The 19,064-nt window shown below is 69.0% G+C and carries 17 protein-coding genes and 1 pseudogene; 3 read left to right on the top strand and 15 right to left on the bottom strand.

What is annotated here, in order from left to right:
• Window positions 1–217 precede the first annotated feature (217 nt).
• The 10 genes and pseudogenes from NOW55_RS20800 to NOW55_RS11845 form a co-directional block, all read right to left on the bottom strand.
• Window positions 218–349 (bottom strand): annotated as a pseudogene (locus NOW55_RS20800) (proton-conducting membrane transporter); the annotation flags it as partial.
• The gene (locus NOW55_RS11885) at window positions 346–615 is read right to left on the bottom strand and encodes an NADH-quinone oxidoreductase subunit J (protein ID WP_256400306.1); all 270 of its coding nucleotides are present in this window, start codon (window positions 613–615) and stop codon (window positions 346–348) included. The pseudogene NOW55_RS20800 and the gene NOW55_RS11885, both read right to left, overlap by 4 nt.
• Before the next feature lie 53 nt (window positions 616–668).
• Window positions 669–1,130 (bottom strand): NuoI/complex I 23 kDa subunit family protein, encoded by a 462-nt coding sequence (locus tag NOW55_RS11880; RefSeq protein ID WP_256299415.1) that lies wholly within the window; start codon window positions 1,128–1,130, stop codon window positions 669–671.
• Window positions 1,127–2,197, bottom strand: coding sequence for a complex I subunit 1/NuoH family protein (locus tag NOW55_RS11875; RefSeq protein WP_256400305.1), 1,071 nt, complete (start codon window positions 2,195–2,197; stop codon window positions 1,127–1,129). The genes NOW55_RS11880 and NOW55_RS11875 overlap by 4 nt, the downstream gene beginning before the upstream one ends.
• Window positions 2,197–3,867, bottom strand: coding sequence for an NADH-quinone oxidoreductase subunit D (locus NOW55_RS11870; RefSeq protein ID WP_256400304.1), 1,671 nt, complete (start codon window positions 3,865–3,867; stop codon window positions 2,197–2,199). Before NOW55_RS11870 ends, NOW55_RS11875 begins: the two co-directional genes overlap by 1 nt.
• A complete protein-coding gene (locus tag NOW55_RS11865; protein ID WP_368407757.1) occupies window positions 3,864–4,565 on the bottom strand; it encodes an NADH-quinone oxidoreductase subunit B in 702 nt (233 codons plus the stop codon). Before NOW55_RS11865 ends, NOW55_RS11870 begins: the two co-directional genes overlap by 4 nt.
• Window positions 4,562–4,972: an NADH-quinone oxidoreductase subunit A gene (locus NOW55_RS11860; protein ID WP_256400302.1), complete on the bottom strand. Its 411-nt coding sequence runs from the start codon at window positions 4,970–4,972 to the stop codon at window positions 4,562–4,564. Before NOW55_RS11860 ends, NOW55_RS11865 begins: the two co-directional genes overlap by 4 nt.
• A 200-nt stretch (window positions 4,973–5,172) precedes the next feature.
• On the bottom strand, window positions 5,173–5,814 hold the full coding sequence (locus tag NOW55_RS11855) for an AIR carboxylase family protein (RefSeq protein WP_256400301.1): 642 nt from the start codon (window positions 5,812–5,814) through the stop codon (window positions 5,173–5,175).
• A gap of 30 nt (window positions 5,815–5,844) precedes the next feature.
• Window positions 5,845–6,999 (bottom strand): 5-(carboxyamino)imidazole ribonucleotide synthase, encoded by a 1,155-nt coding sequence (locus tag NOW55_RS11850; RefSeq protein ID WP_256400300.1) that lies wholly within the window; start codon window positions 6,997–6,999, stop codon window positions 5,845–5,847.
• Window positions 7,000–7,026: 27 nt separating this feature from the next.
• Complete coding sequence (locus tag NOW55_RS11845; RefSeq protein ID WP_256400299.1) at window positions 7,027–9,105, bottom strand: flippase activity-associated protein Agl23; 2,079 nt, start codon at window positions 9,103–9,105, stop codon at window positions 7,027–7,029.
• A 403-nt stretch (window positions 9,106–9,508) separates the two neighbouring features.
• On the opposite strand from NOW55_RS11845, the gene ribH reads away from it, so the two are divergent.
• Both ribH and NOW55_RS11835 read left to right on the top strand, forming a co-directional pair.
• A complete protein-coding gene (gene ribH / locus NOW55_RS11840) occupies window positions 9,509–9,910 on the top strand; it encodes a 6,7-dimethyl-8-ribityllumazine synthase (RefSeq protein WP_256400298.1) in 402 nt (133 codons plus the stop codon).
• Entirely contained in the window at window positions 9,907–11,058 is a 1,152-nt protein-coding gene (locus NOW55_RS11835; protein WP_256400297.1) for a pyridoxal phosphate-dependent aminotransferase, read from the top strand. The genes ribH and NOW55_RS11835 overlap by 4 nt, the downstream gene beginning before the upstream one ends.
• A gap of 42 nt (window positions 11,059–11,100) precedes the next feature.
• On the opposite strand, the gene NOW55_RS11830 is transcribed toward NOW55_RS11835, so the two are convergent.
• From NOW55_RS11830 to NOW55_RS11820, 3 genes are read right to left on the bottom strand one after another with little or no spacing between them, the layout of a single operon-like run.
• Entirely contained in the window at window positions 11,101–13,023 is a 1,923-nt protein-coding gene (locus NOW55_RS11830) for an ATP-binding protein (RefSeq protein WP_256400296.1), read from the bottom strand.
• 54 nt (window positions 13,024–13,077) lie between these two features.
• Window positions 13,078–13,521 carry an FAD synthase family protein gene (locus NOW55_RS11825; protein WP_256400295.1) on the bottom strand — a complete coding sequence of 148 codons (444 nt, stop codon included), beginning with the start codon at window positions 13,519–13,521 and terminating at the stop codon, window positions 13,078–13,080.
• Window positions 13,518–14,021 carry a Mov34/MPN/PAD-1 family protein gene (locus NOW55_RS11820; protein ID WP_256400294.1) on the bottom strand — a complete coding sequence of 168 codons (504 nt, stop codon included), beginning with the start codon at window positions 14,019–14,021 and terminating at the stop codon, window positions 13,518–13,520. Before NOW55_RS11820 ends, NOW55_RS11825 begins: the two co-directional genes overlap by 4 nt.
• Before the next feature lie 114 nt (window positions 14,022–14,135).
• Here NOW55_RS11820 and han point away from each other — a divergent pair, with 114 nt between their 5' ends.
• Window positions 14,136–16,040, top strand: coding sequence for a Hef-associated nuclease (gene han, locus NOW55_RS11815; protein WP_256400293.1), 1,905 nt, complete (start codon window positions 14,136–14,138; stop codon window positions 16,038–16,040).
• A gap of 30 nt (window positions 16,041–16,070) precedes the next feature.
• Here the strand turns inward: han and NOW55_RS11810 are convergent, their stop codons facing one another.
• Entirely contained in the window at window positions 16,071–17,774 is a 1,704-nt protein-coding gene (locus tag NOW55_RS11810; protein WP_256400292.1) for a phospholipase D-like domain-containing protein, read from the bottom strand.
• Between the two features lie 38 nt (window positions 17,775–17,812).
• Complete coding sequence (locus NOW55_RS11805) at window positions 17,813–19,045, bottom strand: HEAT repeat domain-containing protein (RefSeq protein WP_256400291.1); 1,233 nt, start codon at window positions 19,043–19,045, stop codon at window positions 17,813–17,815.
• Between the last annotated feature and the right edge of the window lie 19 nt (window positions 19,046–19,064).

The following is a 19,064-nucleotide window of genomic DNA, read 5'->3' as shown; positions in this document are numbered from 1 at the left end:
GCGAGATCGCGTAGACGGTGTCGGTCTCGCCGTCACCGTTCGTGTCGACCTCGCGGAAGTCGACCCCGACACCGGGGTCGTTCGCGACGGAGACGTTCGCCGCCTCCGAGCCGTCCTCCGTGTTGTACGCGACCGCGTACGTCGAGCCACCGGCGCTGACGGTACCGTAGTCGCCGGTCGGCGAGTCGGACTGCAACGTCTCGTTCTGGATCGCCGTCGCCTCGTCGAAGCCGACGGGGTCACCGAGCGGCGCGCCGACGAACACGACCGCCATGATGACGAACAGGGCGACCGCGACGAGTCCCGGGGCCAGATGGCCACCGAGTCGTAGTTCCGGGCGTGTTGTCATGCCTCTACCACCTCCGTCGTGTCGTCTTCACGCATGAGCATCACGGCGAACGTGATCAGGACGAGTACCCCGCCGACGTAGACCAGAATCTGCATCGCGGCGAGGAACTCGGCCTGTTGCATCACGTAGTGTACCGCGACGCTGAGTAGCGCGACGCCCAGGAAGAGTGCGGAGTGCCACACGTCTTCCACGAGGACGACGCCGACGCTACTCGCCACCGTGACGGTGGCGAAGAGCGCGAAGGCGACGAGTTCTGCGAGTGCCATTGTTTGGGTTCTCCTATCGCTGTATGTTGAAGATTTCGAGACGGCCGTACCGTCTACTGGTAATCGACCTCGCCGTCGCCCTCGCCGATCCACGCACCGCGGTCCGGTTCGCGGGACTCGAGGGGGTCGATGTCCTTGTACCAGGGGACGCTCTTGAGCTGTTCCTTGTTGTAGACGAGGTCGTCCTTCGTGTCGCCCGTGAACTCGAAGTTCTGCGTGAGCAGGATCGCGTCCACCGGGCAGACCTCCTCACAGAGCCGGCAGTAGATGCACTGGCCGATGTGGAGGTTGTACTCCTCGCCGTTGCGCTGTGCGTCGGTCACGATGTGGATGGTGTCGTTCGGACACACGTTCTCGCACTGACGGCACCAGATACACCGTTCCTGGCTGAACTTGTGGATGCCGCGGAACCGCGGCGAGACCTCGGGCGGTGTCTCCGGGTACTCGACGGTGAACGTCTCACCGTCCAGCGCGTGCTTCATCGTGGTCGCCATGGATTTGAGTATGCCGATCATGCAATCACCCCGACAAGGAGTGCGGTCAGCAGCAGGTTCGCGAAGGAGAGCACGAGCATCCCCTTCCAGCCGATCTCGATGAGCTGGTCGATGCGAACACGCGGGACCGCCGAGCGTGCCCACTGCGTGAACAGGAACACGCCCCAGATCTTGGCCGTGAACCAGAGGAAGCCGATGGACTCCGGACCCGGGCCGGCAGCGCCGCCCAGGAACAGCGTCGCGATGATGGCGCCACCGAGGAAGATGTGCAGGAACTCGCCCAGGTAGATGAGGACGAAGTAGACCGAGGAGTACTCGGTCTGGTAGCCTGCGACGATCTCGGTCGGTGCCTCCGGGATGTCGAACGGGTTACGCCCGACCTCGGCGAGGTTCGCGACCATGAACAGCGCGAACGCGAACGGGTTCACGAACGCGAACCACGAGGGGATCGAGAACCCCGCGATGGTCACCAGCGTCTCCTGCTGGACGGCGACGATCTCGCTCATCTGGAGCGACTGCGTGAACAGCACGACGGACGCGCCCGTGAGGACGAGCGGGATCTCGTACGCGAGGTTCTGTGCGATGGCGCGCAGGGCGCCGAGCATCGAGTACTTGTTCGACGACGCGTAGCCGGCCATCGTCAGGCCGAGCGTCGCGATGGACGCGACCGCGAACACGTACACCAGCCCCGACTCGGGGTCGGCGAGCTGGATGTTCAACGGGCCGAGTCCGCCCATCGGGATGACCGCGAAGCCGAGCATCGCCGAGCCCGCGACGACGACCGGTGCGAGGTCGTACGCCGGGCGGTCGGCGTTCTCGGGGATGATGAGCTCCTTCGCGAGGAGCCTGACCGCGTCGGCCACGATGATGAGCAGCCCGAACGGTCCGATGCGGTCGACCGCGATGCGGTCGGTGAACGCGGCGGTGATCTTCCGCTTCGCCCACGGGCCCGCGACGCCCGTGTACGCGAGCATCACGTTGCCGACGAGGAACGCGGCGATGAACGCCGCGATGGCCTGGCCGAGCACCGAGTCGGGCAGGCCGATCATCGTCCGGAGTGTCTCCGGGAGCATCTGCTCCGTCACCATCAGCGGTCCACCTCCCCGAGCACGATGTCGAGGCTACCGAGCGAGGCGATGAGGTCCGGGATGTACTCGCCCTCGGACATCTCGCCCAGCGTCTGCAGGTTGGAGAAGCACGGGCTCCGGATCTTGAACCGGCCGGGCTTGTCCGTGCCGTCCGAGCGGATGTAGATGCCGAGTTCGCCTTTCGCGGCCTCGACGGCGCGGTAGGTCTCGGTGTCCGGGTCCGGCTTGAGCGTGCGGGGGACGTTGGACTGGATGGTCCGGTCGTCCTCCGGCCACTCCTCGAGCAGGTCGATGCACTGCTCGATTATCTTCGCGGACTCCTCGACCTCCTGCATGCGCACGAGGACGCGCGAGAAGTTGTCGCAGCCGTCCTCGGTGACGACGTCCCAGTCGAGCTCGTCGTAGTAGCCGTACGGGTCGTCGCGCCGCAGGTCGTAGTCGATGCCGGAGCCACGGGCGACCGGTCCGGTCGCGCCGTAGCTCTTTGCGACCTCGGGTTCGAGGATGCCGGTGTTGACACAGCGGAGCTGGAAGATCTCGTTGCCCGTGATGAGGTCGTGGTACTCCTCCAGCTTCGCGGGCATCTCCTCGAGGAAGTCACGCGTCTTCTCGAAGAACTCCTCGCGGGGCTCGGGCAGGTCCCAGGCGACACCGCCGAGGCGGAAGTAGTTGAACATCATCCGCTGGCCGGTGAGGTCCTCCAGGATGTTCTGGATGACCTCGCGGTCGCGGAACGAGTACTGGAAGATGGCCGTGAAGTCGCCGAAGACGTCCAGCGCGAACGTCCCGAGCGCGAGCATGTGCGCGGCGATGCGACACAGCTCGGCGGACATCGTCCGGATGACCTGCGCGTACTCCGGCACCTCGATGTCCGCGAGGTCCTCCGCGGCACGGGCGTACGCCCACTCGTTGAGGATGCCGGCGGAGACGTAGTCCCAGCGGTCGGGGTACGGCATGATCTGGTGGCGGTAGGTGCCGTTCTGGCACATCTGCTCCTCGCAGCGGTGGAGGTAGCCGATGTCCGGGTCCACGTCCGCGACGGTCTCGCCGTCCAGCACCGTCTTGACGTGCAGCACACCGTGGGTCGCCGGGTGGTGCGGGCCGATGTTGAGGAACATCGTGTCCGCCTCGTTGTCCATGTGGTCGTCACGGAGCGGGTTGTCCCACTCGCCGAGCGTGACGATCTGCGGGCTGTCCTGGTCGTAGTCGTGGCCGAGCGGGTGGCCCTGCCAGGTGTCCGGCAGCAGGATGCGCCGCGGGTCCGGGTGGCCCTCGTAGTTGATGCCGACGAGGTCGTACGCCTCGCGCTCGTGCCAGTCGGCGGTCCGGAACACCGGCTCCGCGGTCTGGCTGACTGGCTCGTCCTTCGAGGCCGGGACGACGACGCTGACCTCCTGGGTCGGGTCGTCGTACTGCTTCATGTGGTAGATGGACTCGTAGCGGTCCTCGTACTCCTGGGCGGTGACACACGAGAGGTGGTCGTAGCCCATGTCGTCCCGAAGTGCGAACAGCGCGTCCTGCACCTGGTCCGGCCGGACGACAACGGACGCGTCGGCGTTCAGGTGTTCCTCGGTGTTCTGGACGGTGTCGCCGAGCGTCTCGAGCACCTCGTCCTCGACGGTGGAGCCGGCTTCGATCTCCGGTGTCTCCTCGGTCTCCTCGACGCTCATGGCGAATCAACCCAGTTGTACCGCATCGCGAGGGTGTCCTCGTCGATCTGGTCGGCGAGCTTCTCGACGACCTCGTCCTTGGGCATGTCGCCGAACTGTTCGAGCTCGTACGGCTTGACCACGACGGGCGAGGACTCGCCGTTTGCGATGCGCTCCTGGAGCTTCGCGACGCCGTAGACCAGCGCCTCGGGGCGCGGCGGGCAGCCGGGGACGTGGATGTCCACCGGGATGACCTCCTCGGCGCCCTTGATGACGTTGTACCCCTCCTGGAACGGGCCGCCGGAGATGGTACACGAGCCCATGCCGACGACGAACTTCGGCTCGGGCATCTGGTCGTAGACGCGCTTCATGCGCGGGGCGAACTTGGAGACGATGGTCCCCGGCACGATGATGACGTCCGCCTGTCGCGGCGACGCACGCGGGATGCCCGCCCCGAAGCGGTCGAGGTCGTGCTTGATCGCGTACGTGTGGATCATCTCGATGCTGCAGCACGCGATACCGAACTGCAGCATGAACATCGACGACCCGCGCACCCAGTTCATGAACTTGTCGAACTTGGTGAGGATGAACGGGGACGAGCCGAACGCCTCACGGAGCCGCGAGTTGAAGCGGTCGTCCAGCCCCTCGCCCATGCGGGCGTCGCGTGTGTCTGTCAGCATGTCTGTACTCCCGCCGTCGATAGGGTTGTCGCTACTCATCGTTTTGCCTGTACCTGCGATTCCGAGCGCGCGCTCTTGGCCCACTTCACCGCGCCGTTGTGCCAGGCCCATGCCAGACCAGCGACGAGCACGGTGATGAACACCAGCATCGGGACCAGTACGGGGCCGAGTGCTGTCCCACCTTCGAGTGCAGAGCCGTAGATGACCGTCCACGGGAAGATGAGGACGGTCTCGATGTCGAAGATGACGAACAGCAGTGCGACCATGTAGTACTGGATGTTGAAGCGGATGTGGGTCCCTCCTGTCGGGACCTCACCACTCTCGTAGGTGGCGCGCTTGCTGTCTTCAGGAACGCTCGGCCTGAGCAGTGCCGAGACCGACATCATGCCGACCGGAATCAGCACGCCGACGAGCGCGAGCGCCCCAATGGCTATCCATGGATTCATGCCGTATTCTCCGTAACATCCGGGGCTTTGAAGCGCACCCATATAAGGGTTGATTCTTGCGATTTCCCGAGGTTTGCCCCGGTTCCAGTCCCGGAAACGTTCACGGCCGAGTGGGTACGGGAGTTTTTAAGTGAGGCTCCGGGCAGCGGAACTCCCCGACGGACTGCCGGGAGAGTAATCGGGGTCGGGCAGTGGCCTCGTCAGTCTCGCCGTTCCTTGAACCCGGGCGTACCGAGCTCGTGGAGGTCCCGCGAGGTGCGTGCCACGTCGCCCTTCAGCCCCTCGTGGTAGTCGACGAGCCGGTCGCGAAGTTCGGTGTGCTCCCGTGCCAGGATCTGTGCGGCCGAGAGCGCGGCGTTGAATGACTTCCCGGCGTCGACGGCGGTCAGCGGCGCGCCCTGGGGCATCCCGATGACCGAGTCAACGGACTTCTCCTGCACCGGGACGCCGACGACCGGCACCGGGTAGGCGATGGACGCGGTCATGTTCGGCAGGTCGGCGGACTTCCCGCCGGCCCCGGCGATGACGACGTCGATGCCGCGGGCCTCGGCGGTCTCCGCGTAGGCGTACATCAGTTCGGGCGTGCGGTGCGCCGAGACGACGTACGTCTCGAAGGTGAACCGCTCCTCGGGCGGGTCGTCGTAGTCCGTCACCTCGGCGAAGCCGAGTTCGTCCACGAGCGCGTCGTACGCGCCGGGACGGCCCGTCTCCGAGCCCATCATCACGTCGAGGTCGGAGTCCGAGCCCATGACGATGCCCACGTCCGGGGTGTCCTCGTCGGGTCGGTCGCGCTGTGCCTCCGCGTGCAGGTCGTCGATGAGGTCGTCGAGTTCGTCGGTCATGTGATGTCGGTGGTTGCGGGTCGCAGGTGGTCAGTCGAAGCCGAGGCCGTCGACGAGCGAGCGGGCGCTCGCGAGCAGCTCTTCGCGCGATTCGTCGCCGGTCGCGACCTGTGTGACGTGGCCCATCTTCCGCAACGGCCGGGCCTCCCGTTTGCCGTACCAGTGCAGGTTCGCGCCGGGCGTCGCGAGCACCTCGGAGACGCCGCCGACCCGCGCGGGACGGGAGTCGTCGCCGTCGGCGAGGACGTTCTTCGTCACGGTCGGCGCACGGAGGTCGGTCGCACCGAGCGGCCAGCCCACGACCGCGCGGAGGTGCTGTTCGAACTGCGAGGTGAGTGCGCCCTCGATGGACCAGTGCCCGGAGTTGTGCGGTCGCGGGGCGATCTCGTTGACGAGGATGCGCCCGTCGGTCGTCTCGAACAGCTCGATGGCGTAGACCCCGCGCCCGTCGAGCAGTTCGAGCACGTCACGTCCCACCTGCTCGGCCGCCGCGAGCACGGCGTCGGACGAGCGCGACGGGACGACCATCTCGCGGAGTATCTCCGCCTCGTGGATGTTCTCCCCGACGGGGAAGACCGAGACCTCGCCGTCGCCCTGCGCGGCGACGACGCTTATCTCGCGCTCGTAGTCGACGAACGCCTCGACCATCGCCGGCCCGCCGACGGCGTCCATCGCGTCGGCGGCGTCGTCGACGGACTCGACCGGGACGTTCCCCCGGCCGTCGTAGCCGCCGGTGCGGGCCTTCAGCATCGCCGGCGTCCCGAGCTCGTGCAGCGCGGCACGCAGTTCGTCTGCGTCGTCGACCCGGCGGAACGGCGGCACCGGAACCCCGGCGTCGGCGAGTGCCTCCTTCTGGTGGAGCTTGTCGTGGATGAGCGACAGCGTCGCCGGGTCGGGGTGACAGGGGACGCCGGTCGCGTCGCTGACCTCGTCGAGGCTCTCCTGGTCTGCGAGCTCGATCTCGAAGGTGAGGAAGTCGGACCGTTCGGCGAGGTCGCGGATGGCGTCGGCGTCGTCGAAGTCGGCGACGAGCTGGTCCGTCGCGACCTGGGCCGCCGGCGCGTCCGGCGTCGGGTCGAGGACGACCAGTTCGATGCCCAGGGGGGCAGCCGCCTCCCCGAGCATGCGTCCGAGCTGGCCACCGCCGACCACGCCGACCGTCGGGCCTGGTAGGCTCGCGGGCATGTGGTCGGGGGTTCCGAAGGCGCGCGCTTAACGCTTGCTCTCTCGCCCGGCCGACGCGTTCACGAAGACGACGGTGTTCGTCCCGTTCACCGTCAACTGTACCGGGTACTGCTCGTAGCCACCACCCAGCTCCCGGGCGACGGTGTCCCGGTGGGCGGCGCGTGTCACGACGACGGGCGGCGGCGACTCCAGCGCGGCGCGGAGCGCGGTCGCGTTCCGGGCGCTCGCCGTCTCCAGGCCCTGCTGTTCGAAGTACCAGGGCAGCGGCAGCCGGTTGTACCACGCCTCGTTCCGGGCGAGCTGCCGGTAGGTGTCGTCGCGCCAGCCGTACTCGTCGGTCACGGGAAGCGAGTCGGCGGCGGACTCGTCGTCCATCGCGAAGTACGCGCCGTAGTAGAGCACGTCGGGGCCGTCGTCGTGGGCCGCGGTGGCCGCCGAGACGTGGGCGAGCGCCGGGTCGAGGTCGGTTCCGGGCTGGCCGGGCTGGACGAGCCCGTTGTCAGGCGACGCCGACGAGTGGTACGAGGTCGCGACCGCAGCGCCGACTGCCGTTCCTGCGCCACCCGTGAGGACGAGCACCGCGAGCGCGGCCGAGACGGCGCGGCGGTCGGCGACAGCGTCCCGGCCCCAGCGGTACACCAGCGAGAGCGCGACGGCGGCCGGCACCGCGAGCGGGACGGCGACGTGGACCGCGTGCCACGGCCCCATCCCGTACATGACGACGGGGTAGACGACGACGCTCGCGAGCCCCCAGTAGCCACAGAAGGCGACGAGGTCGCGCGCACCGCCGTCGCGGTAGCGGTCGAGCAGGAGACCGACGACGCCGAACACGCAGGTCACGGCCGCGCCGGCGAGCAGCGTCTTCACGAAGAAGATGGTGTACGGGAGGACGGACTGGTCCTGGACGGACCCGAACCAGAGGTCGCTGGCGGCGGTCCAGCTCCCGAACAGCGCCGACTCGACGAGGTCGGCGAGCAGCAGCGGGTCGCCCGCGAGCGCCCCGACGCCGGTACCGCGTGGGAGGTACAGCGCGGTGACGACGACGGTGAACACGACACCGGAGAGGAGTACGGGCCCACGCCACAGGCCGAGCGTCCGGCCCGCGTCGGTGCCCCGGAGGAGCACCCCGAGCACGTACGCGGCGGCGACGAGCCACGCGACGGCATACGTCGCCACGACCGCGTCGCCGACGAAGACGAGCAGCGAGAGCACGGCGACCCCGACGCCCACGATGGCCGGGAACGCCTCCCCATCGCGGGGGACGACCCAGAGCGCACACCGCAACACGACCAGCAACAGCACGATGGCGACGACCCGCCCGACGCCGGGGACCAGTGCGACGACCAGCGGGTTGAGCACGGCGAACAGGACCACGGCCTCGTCGACACGCCCGCGGAGCCAGTCCGGCGCGGCGAGCCGCCGCTCACCGTCGCCGACGAGCGACCAGCGCTTCCAGAACAGCCGGTGGTCGACGAGCAGCGCGCCGGCTCCGAGCCAGCAGGCGAGGTACACCAGTGCGTTCTCCTTCGACGCCACCGCGAGGGCGAACGACACGCTCGCGGCGTAGAGATAGCCCGGTTCGCGCGTGTCCAGCAGCCGGACGACCAGCCCGACCGTGACGAAGGCGAACGTCGCCACGAGCAGGTCCGACCGGGCGAACCGCGAGTAGTAGAGCAGCGCGGGGTTCACCGCCAGCAGGGCCGCGAGCGCGACGACCTCGCTCCGGCGGAGCCGCTCTCTGAACAGCCACGCCGACAGCGGGAGCAGCCCGCCGAGCAGCGCCGGGAACAGCCGGGCGACCGCGTCACTCGCCCCGAAGACGCCGAAGAGCAGTTCGTTCGCGTGCGCGAGCAGTGGCCCGTGGAGGATAGGTCGGTACTCCCAGACACCCGTCGCGCCGTACCGGAGCACCGCGTAGCCGTGGCGAGCCTCGTCCCAGTGGGCGGTCCGCACACCGAGGTGGACCAGCCGGAGGGCGGTCGCGAGAAGGGAGAAGGCGACGACAGCACCGAGGAGGGAACGGTCGACCGACTCGGACTCCGGTCCGGAGTCGCCCCCGGGTTCGGAGCCGTCGTCGGTCGCCGAGGCCGTCGCCGCGTCTGCCATTGCTGTCGAACTGGCCACCCCTCCGGCATACGCTTTCCGTTCCTGTGTCGAGTTGTCTGGGTGTCACGCGGCTGCGCCCAGGGTGCGAACGCCATGCACCAGGGGTGGGAACGCCTCCTCGAAAGCCCACGCTCGCTGGCGCGCCCAGTTCGCAGTCGCGGTCCTCACTCGCTGTGCTGTTCGAACCGCGCACCGCTCGTGCAGTCTCACCAGCCGCGGGCCAGCCGCTGGGCTAGCCGTCGAGGCCGGCAGTAGTTTACGATACTCGTAAACCCTGGGCCGGGCTACCGGCACGTTCCCGTCGGCGCGACACCGCCAAGCCCGGCCCCATTCAAACCCCTCGCTACCGCCTCGCATTGTCCATAACGGTAGACCTTTGACGGACGGTTCCGACGACTCTCGCATGACCTCGCTCGGACTGGTGGTCGCGGAGTTCAACGCCTCGGTCACCGAGGAGATGGAGTCGGTCGCGAGAGATGCGGCGGCCGAGGCGGACGCGACGGTCGCGGAGACCGTCCACGTCCCGGGGGTGTATGACGCCCCGCTGGCCGCCGACCGGCTGGCACGCCGGGACGACGTCGACGCGGTCGCCGTGCTCGGTGCCATCGTCACCGGCGACACGGACCACGACGACGTCATCGGGCACGCGACCGCCCAGAAGCTCACCGACGTGAGCCTCGACCGCGACACGCCGGTCACACTCGGCGTCACGGGCCCCGGCATGAGCGGTGCCGAGGCCAGAGAGCGCGTCGGGAACGCCGCGAAGGCCGTCGAGGGTGCTGTCAAACTGGTAGAACGACTATGAGCATGGATTTCGCAGAGAGAGTCACGAGAGTCGAACCGTCCGCGACGCTGGCCATCTCCGACGCCGCCTCCGAACTGGAGGCCGAGGGCGTCGACGTGGTGGACCTGAGCGTCGGCGAACCGGACTTCCCCACCCCGGCGAACGTCGTGCAGGCCGCGAAGGACGCGATGGACGCCGGCCACACCGGCTACGCGCCGTCGAACGGCATCCCGCAGCTGAAGGAGGCCATCGCCGGGAAGCTGGCCGAGGACGGGCTGGACTACGACCCCGGCCAGGTCATCGTCACCCCCGGCGGGAAGCAGGCGCTGTACGAGATCATCAACGCGCTCATCGACGACGGCGACGAGGTCGCGCTGCTGGACCCCGCGTGGGTGTCCTACGAGGCGATGGTGAAGCTCTCGGGCGGCTCGCTCACCCGCGTCGACACCGCGACGCACGACTTCGCGCTCGAACCCGCGCTCGACGACCTCGCCGAGGCGGTGTCGGACGAGACGGAGCTGCTCGTCGTGAACTCGCCGGGCAACCCCCACGGCGCGGTCTACTCCCGGGAGGCCCTGGAAGGTGTGCGCGACCTCGCCGTCGAGCACGACTTCCTCGTCATCTCCGACGAGATATACAAGGAGATCACCTACGGCGACGCCGAGCCCATCTCGCTCGGCACGCTCGACGGGATGGGTGACCGCACCATCACCGTCAACGGCTTCTCGAAGGCGTACTCGATGACGGGCTGGCGGCTCGGCTACTTCGCCGCGCCCGAGGAGCTCGTCTCGCAGGCCGGGAAGATACACAGCCACTCGGTCTCCTCGGCGGTGAACTTCGTCCAGCACGCGGGCGTCGAGGCGCTTTCGAACTGCGACGAGGCCGTCGAAGAGATGACCGAGGCGTTCGAGGCGCGCCGCGACATGCTCGTCGACCTGTTCGCAGAGCACGGCGTCGACGTCGCGGTGCCGGAGGGGGCGTTCTACATGATGCTCCCGGTCGACGACGACGACTCGGCGTGGTGCCAGGGTGCCATCGACGAGGCCCACGTCGCCACGGTGCCGGGGAGCGCGTTCGGCACGCCCGGCTACGCGCGGCTCTCCTACGCGGCCAGCGAGGAACGGCTCCGCGAGGGCGTCGAGCGGCTCGCCGAGCACGACTACATCTGAGGCGGCTCCCGTTCTCCCGCCCGCTCGCCCGTCAGCGGCGGCTCAGACGAACTCGACGCCGGCTATCTCGAAGCAGGCCCCGGGGTCTGACGACGGTGGGTCGACCACCGCGACCGTCCAGCCGTGTGCGGCCGCGATGCGGTCGACGATGGCGAGCCCGAACCCGGTGCCGGAGTCGTGCGTCGTGACGCCGTGCTCTAGCACCTTCTCGCGGTTCTCGGGCGGGATGCCGGGGCCGTCGTCGACGACCCGGAACCCGTCGGGCGTCCGCGCGACGTGGACGGTCACCGGGTCGTCGTCGGTGGAGCCGTGTTCCACCGAGTTCCGGAAGAGGTTCTCGAACAGCTGCTGGAGCCGGTCGGGGTCCGCGAGCACCCGTCCGAGGTCCGGCCCGACGTCGAGCTTCGCGTCGCCCGAATCGACCGTGGCCCACGCACGGTGGACGACGGGTTCGAGGGGCGTCCGCGTCGGGTCCTCGACGACGGCCCCCTGTCGGGCGAGCGCCAGCACGTCCTCGATGAGATCCGCCATCCGGGCCAGCGCGTCCCGGGCCTCCGCGAGGTAGGTCGCGGAGTCCCCGTCCGACGGCTCGACCATCTCGAGCGTGGCCTGTGCGACGTTCAGCGGGTTCCGCAGGTCGTGGCTGACGAAGCTCGCGAACTCGTCGAGCCGCTCGTTCTTCGCCTCGAGTTCGGCCTGGTACGCGTGGGCCTCGGTCACGTCGCGAGCGAGGAAGACGACGCGACCGCCGCCGTCGCGTTCGAGCAGCGTCGTCCGGGCCTCCCAGACGTACGTCTCCCCCTCGAACGGGACCGAGTACTCGATGGTCTGGCCCTCGCCGGTCTCGATGGTGTCGCGGACCGCGCCCAGAACCCTGTCGGCCGTGTCGTGGGGGAGCAGCTCGTGGACCGTCCGGCCGAGGAGCACCTCGGACTCCGCCAGTCCGAGCACCGGCTCGTTCGTCAGCACCTCCTCGTAACGGCCGTTCTCGTCGTAGACGATGACGAGGTCGGGGATGGCACCCGTGATGGCCTCCAGCCGGTTCCGGCTCTGCCGGACCGTCTCCCGGTCGCGTGCAGCCTGGATGGCGTGGGCCGCGTTCTCCGCGATGTCGGTGAGCAGCTCCCGGGCCTGTTCGTCGACGTCCTCCCGGTTCGGCGAGTGGACGACGAGCAGCCCGAAACAGCGCTCCTCGTACACGAGCGGCGCGACGGCCACGCCGAACGGGCCGTCGACGCCGTCGGGGCGGAACCGCTCGTCGAGCGGGGCGTTCCACGCGACCTGTGTCTCGTGTGTCGCCAGCGCGGTCGCCAGTGGGCCGTCACCGTCCACACCAGTCGCCAGCGGCAGGACGTCACTGTCGGAATCGGTGTTCCCAGCGACCGCACGAATCTCGTTCGGACTCCCGTGCCCCGACGCGACCCAGGCGAGCGTGTACCTGGTGCCGACCAGCCGTTCACAGACGGTGCGCTCGATCTCCGCCTGCGAGGTCGCCCGCACGATGGCGGTGTTCACCTCGCGGATGAGCGCGGTGTCGACACGGAGTCGTTCCGTACGGACCTCGTACTCGTGGACCTCGATAGCCGAGTCGACGACCCAGGCGAGCGTCGCCGCCGCGGAGTCGTCGGTGACCCGACAGACGCCCGAGACCGGATACTCGCCCGTGTGGACCGCCCGCTCGACCGCCCGGTCGCTCGTCGCGACGACGACGGGGTCGAACGACCCGAGCTGGGTGGCGTCGAGCACCGCCGGGTCGTTCGTGACGAGCACGATTGCGTCCGGTGGGTCCGCCGTCGCCCCGAGGAGCGAGAAGCACCGTTCCGCGTCCGACCCGACCGACAGCTCGCACTCTTCGACCGTGAAATCCCTGTCGTGGAGCGACGCAGTCAGGTCGATGGAGAGCGATCCGGCCCGGAGCAGGCAGACCGACCGACCGTGGTCGCCGTCCGGCCGTCCGGATGACATACCGGAGCAGACGATACCGACCGTAATGATGGTACCGGCGGCCCGTCGGTCCTCTCAGCCGTCGCGCAGTTCGAGGATGCGGTCGACGATACGACCCGTCGAGAGGAGCTCGCCCTCGTACTTCGGCTCGCGGGCGCTCGCCCGGCGCACCTCGCAGTCGATGCCGCGACTCGCCAGGGCGTCCGCGATGGCGGCCTCGTCGTGGTGCTGGTCGTGGCCGAGGACGATGCAGTCCGGGTCGATGCGCTCGATGGGGACGAAGATGTCCTCTGTGTGCCCGAGGTGTGCCTCGTCGACCATCTCCAGTGCGGCCACCATGTCGCGTCGCTGGCGGTCCGGCAGGATGGGTTTCTCCTTGTGCGTGACGTTCTCCCGTCGGGCGATGATGACGTGGAGCTCGTCGCCCAGCGCCGCGGCCTCCGAGAAGTAGTGGAGGTGCCCCGGGTGGAGGATGTCGAACGTCCCCTGTGCGATGACGGTCGTCGGATTTTCGGTCATTTGTCTCGTCGCAGTTCCGCGTCGATGTCTGCCTGTGTGAAGTCGAAGAACTCCTCGTGGTCCTCCAGGTCGACGTCGAGCACCGGGAGGTCCCGGTACTCGCCGTGCTGGTCGAACGCGCGCCAGTCGTTGCGGCCGTACGGCGCTCCCATGATGATGTGGACGGTGCCCGAGGTGAACGTGCCCAGGTCCTCGTCGCTCGGCCGGAGGACGCCGTTCGGGTGCGAGTGGATGCTCCCGAGCGAGCGCATGTCGTTCGGGATCATGTTCGAGTCGACCGTCGCGCTCACCGGGTTCGACCGGGTGCCTGGGATGACGAGGATGTCCGTGATGACGTAGCCCCGCTGGTCCATGTCGAGGTGCTTCGCGGGCGTCCCACGCAGCATCCCCATGTACTCGTTGGGGTGGGTGTCCTCGGCGGACTCCAGCGCGAACTCGATTGTGTCGCGGGCGATGCCGACGACGCCCTGGCGCTGGAAGAACCGGTCGAACAGTCCCATGTCCTTCCCTCGCGCCTCGCCGGTGCTAAACGTTCCGAAAGCAGCGTTCGCCGTTCGGCGCGTGCGTTCGTCTTGACAAGGGTTATACGCGGTCGTTTCGAACTCACAGCCAACATGACAACCGACTCCGTCGGCGACGACGCTGGCGACGGGGACGTGCCGGTCGTCTACGACCTCGCACCCGACTGCACGGTCGAGGACATCGAATCCGACACGCCCTATCTCGCCACCGTCAACGGCATCGTCGAGTACGGTATCTTCGTCGACCTCTCCGACTCCGTCTCGGGTCTCGTCCACGAATCGACCCTCGACGGCACGTACGCCGTCGACGACGAGCTGGTCGTCGAGGTGGACAACGTCCGCGACGACGGCGACATCTCCTTCGCGCCCGTCGACATCGGGGACTACCGCGTCGAGGCCGTCGACCACGACTACCGTCCGACCGCGACGACCGCCCTCGACACCAACCTCGGCGAGCAGGTCCACGTCGAGGGTATCGTCACCCAGATCAAGCAGACCGGCGGCCCAACCATCTTCCAGGTCCGCGACGAGCACGGCGTCGTCCCCGCGGCCGCGTTCGAGGCCGCGGGCGTCCGTGCCTACCCCGACGTGGCCGTCGACGACGTGGTCCGCGTGACCGGCGTCGTCGAGAACCGGGAGGACGCCGTCCAGCTCGAGGTCGGCTCGCTGACCGGGCTCGCGGACGACGAGGCAGCCGAGGTGCGCGAGCGCATCGACGCCGCGACCGCCGAGTGGGCCGAACCCCACGACGTCGAGCCGCTCGTCGAGTGGGACGCATTCGAGAAGCTCCGGGACGACATCCGCGACGTCGCCCGGCTGCTCCGCGAGACCGTCATCGAGGGCCGCCCCATCCGCGTCCGGCACCACGCAGACGGTGACGGGATGTGCGCCTCGGTCCCGGTCCAGCGCGCGCTCGAAGGCTTCATCGCCGAGGTCCACCAGGACCCCAGCGCGCCGCGGCACCTGTTCAAACGCCTCCCCAGCAAGGCACCCTTCTACGAGATGGAGGACGCGACCCGCGACCTCAACTTCGCGCTGGAGGACCGCGCGAAGCACGGGCAGAAGCTCCCGCTCGTGCTCATGCTCGACAACGGGTCGACCGAGGAGGACGTCCCCGCCTACGAGACGCTGGCGCACTACGACATCCCCATCGTCGCGCTCGACCACCACCACCCCGACCCGGAGGCCGTCGACCCGCTGCTCGACGCCCACGTCAACCCGTACCTCTACGACGAGGACTACCGCATCACGACGGGCATGATGTGCGTCGAGCTCGCCCGGATGATCTACCCGGACCTCACCGACGACCTGCGGCACGTCCCCGCCGTCGCCGGCCTCTCGGACCGCTCGAAGGCCGAGGCCATGGACGACTACCTCGAGCTCGCCGCCGCGGAGGGCTACGACGAAGCGGACCTGCAGGCCATCAGCGAGGCGCTCGACTACGGCGCACACTGGCTCCGCTACGACTCCGGCCGCCACCTCATCGACGACGTGCTCAACATCGGCGTCGACGACGAGTCCCGGCACCGCCGACTCGTCGACGTGCTCTCGACCCGCGCCGAGGAGGCCGTCGACGACCAGCTCGACGCCGCGATGGCACACGTCGAGCACGAACCGCTCGACAACGGCGCGCACCTCTACACCATCGACGTGGAGAACCACGCCCACCGGTTCACCTACCCCGCGCCGGGGAAGACGACCGGTGAGATCCACGACCGGAAGGTCGAGGAGACGGGCGACCCCGTCATCACCATCGGGTACGGGCCCGACTTCGCGGTCCTCCGCTCCGACGGCGTGCGCCTCGACATCCCGCAGATGGTCACCGAGCTCGACGAGGAGATCGTCGGCGGTGGCGTCTCCGGTGGCGGCCACCTCGTCGTCGGCTCCATCAAGTTCGTGAAGGGTCGACGGCAGGAGGTCATCGATTCGCTCGTCGAGAAGATGGCCGAAGCAGACCTCGACGAGGACCTCAGCAGTACCTCGCCGCTCACCGAGTAACGCCCACTTCTCGCGGTTCCCCGCCCGTTCTCAGCCCTGTAGCTCGCCCTCGTACTCGAACTGCACCCGTCGCCAGCACACCAGCACCGCCAGCGCAGCGGCCGCGATGGCGGCGACCCAGAGCAGCCGCGGTCGCAGGCCGCCGTCGCCGCCATCGCCGCCGCGCCAGTCCGCGTCGAACGCCTCGGCGTAGTACTGGCCCACCCGGTCGCCCGTCAGCACGACCGCGACCTCGCGGTTGTCATGGAGCGAGTTCGTGTTCCAGTTCACGCTGCCGACGACGACGTGGCGCTCGTCCACGACGACGCCCTTCGCGTGTAGCTTCTCGAACCGGTCGCCGGGGTCGACGAGTCGGGCCTCCATGTCCAGCCCCTCGCCCTCGGCGATGGCGTTCAGCCGCTCGACGACGCGTCCGTTCTCCTCTTCGGCGTACCACGCGCTGCTCAGGAGGAACCGGACCCGACTCCCGTTCCGCGCGGCTGCGATGGCCGCCTGCACGAGCGGCGTGTCGACCCCGCCGACGCTCATCTGCTCGACGCGGACCGACGACTCCGCGCCGGCGACCAGCGACACGAGCGAGTCCTCGGCGTTGTCCGGGGCGACCAGCACGGTCGTCGAATCGACGGGCACCGTCGCCGGCTGGAGGCGCGTCGGATACGAGCCCGCGGCGGGCTCCCGCAGCACCGGGTCGACGGACTCCCGCCGGTCGAGCCACGGGCCGGCGTCGTGTGCCGTCCAGTCGGCGTGGAACGTGCGGTTCAGCGCCGCCACCGGCTCGGAGCCGTTCAGCACGACGCCCCAGCCGCGGTTCGCGTGGCCGCCGGTGCCGGAGGGCTTCCAGTTCTCTGTGAGGACGAGCGCCCTGCCGTCGGCGACGAGGTACTTCGCGTGGTGGTAGTCGTAGCGGGCGGCCTCGCCGCCGAGGAGCCGGACGGAGACGCCACCGGCCTGCAGCCGGTCGAGTGCGGCGACCTCGCGTGCGGAGAGCCCACCGACGGGCGCGTCGTCCACCAGGACCCGAACCGATACCCCGCGGTCGGCCGCGGCCAGCAGCGCGTCGGTCACCCGGTCGGAGGTGAACGTGTATCCTGCCAGCAGGACCCGGTCGTCGGCGGCGGCGATGGAGTCGAGCGGGACCGCGCTGTCGGGCGTGACGAAGGCGCGGACACGTCCCGGTCCACCCCGGGCCGGGTCGAGGTCGGTCGCGCCCCGTGGAACCCACGCTGTGCCGGTCCAGCGCTCGGCCTCGGGCGCGTCCTCGTAGGCCAGTGTGTCCACCCGGGAGCCGTTCCGTGCGAGCGCGACGCGTTCGCCGGCGTTGGCGAGCTGTGGGAAGTCCTCGACCGCGACGACCCGGTCCACCGATGCGTTCGCCCCGGGTGGGAGGGCGGCCGGGTTGGCGGTGAACGCGATTCGCCCCGAGACGGTGACGTTCGGGAGTGATGTGGTGCCATCGTCGTCACCGACCGTCCAGCTCCCGATGGCGGTCGGTTCTGGGAAGCTCGCGACGACGTGCTCGCCGGCGTCCCCTTCCGCGACGGGGTTCGGGAACACGGCGACGAGCCGGGGTGCGTCGGTCTCGGTGCTCTCGTTCGGCGGCCTGACGGCGTCGAACCCGTCGGGGGTGGCGTCGGGGTCGCCAGGAACGGCAGCGTCGGGACCGGTTGCGCCGACCCCAGCAGTCACTGCCAGGCAGAGGAGGACGACCGCAGCGAGTGTTCTCGCGCCGGACACGCGGGGTCTGGCCCCGCCTTCCTACAAAAAGGGTGCGTTCAGACCGCCTTCTTCGCCTCTTCCTGGACGAGGAAGGAGTGGTCGTCGGCGTACTCGCCGACGGCGTCGAGCGCGGCCTCGGTGCCGATGCGGTTCAGCGCCCACGCGGCGCTGGAGCGGACGGTGTCGTCCTCGTCGTCCGCGAGGACGTCCGCGAGCGGCTCGACGGCGCGGGTGTCGCCGATGAGCCCGAGCGCGCGGGCGGCACGCGAGCGGGTCATCGCGTCCTCGGCTGCGAGCTTGTTCGCGATCGCCTGGGTTGCCTCCTCGCTACCGATCTCGCCGAGCGCGCGGAAGGTGACCTTCTGGAGCTCCTTGTCGGAGTCGGCGTCGACGTACTCGACGAGCGTCTCGACGGGCTCGTCGCTGCCGATCTTGCCGAGGATGCTGACCGCCTTCTTGTCGCGGCGCTGGGCGCGCTGCATCATGGGGTCGAGCGCCTCCTCGGGCCCGAAGTTCTCCAGAGCTTCGAGGCAGTGGCGTTCCATGAAGTCCGACTCGAACATCTCGAGGCCGATGAGGATCTTCTCGGCGTCCATGTCGCGTTCGAATATCTTGATGGCGTTCCACTCCGGCGGGAAGTCCTTGCGGTGGTCGAGGACGTCGTAGAAGCCGTGGTAGTCGAGCATCTCCTTCTGGGAGAGGTCGTCCCACTCCTCGGCGTCCTCGAGCCCGGCGAGCAGCTCCTCGCTGGCCGCGAGCAGGCTCGCGATGTCCTCGGTGTCGTCGTCGGGGTCGAGCCCCATCGCCTCGACGGTGGCGGCGGCGTCCTCGAGGAACGTCTCGGCGTCCTCGATGCTGTCCGCGTCCGCACTGACGTCGAGCAGGTCCGTCCCGAGGAAGTCGTTCACCGCGGCTATCACGTCGGGCTCGCCGTCCTCGGTCCAGCGTGTGTCGGCGACCGTGGACTTCGCCTCCTCGACGTTCGCGACGACGTCCTCGCCGTAGGGGCCGCGTTGCTCTTCGAGGTCGTCGCGCGCGTCGGTGAGGTCGCTCTCGAGCGCCTCGGCCGGCGGTTCCTCGTCCTCGTCGTCCGGTTCGGGGAGCTCCGCGGCCTCGAGGTCGCCTTCGAGCGCCTCGATGTCTGCTTCGACCTCGTCGAGCTCGGCCTCCGTCTCGGCGGCGTCGAGCGCCTCGCTGATGTCGTCGAGGCGCTCTCGCAGGGACTCGACGTCCGCGACAGCGACCTCCTCGGTGCTCTCGTCGCCGGCGTCGCCCTCGTCCTCGCTCATAGGGTACCACCCGTTACCG

Source organism: Haloarchaeobius litoreus, from assembly GCF_024495425.1.
GTDB classification, from domain to species: Archaea; Halobacteriota; Halobacteria; order Halobacteriales; family Natrialbaceae; genus Haloarchaeobius; species Haloarchaeobius litoreus.
Note: the sequence above shows the minus strand (reverse complement) of the source record. Positions and strands in the feature narration are given on the sequence as shown.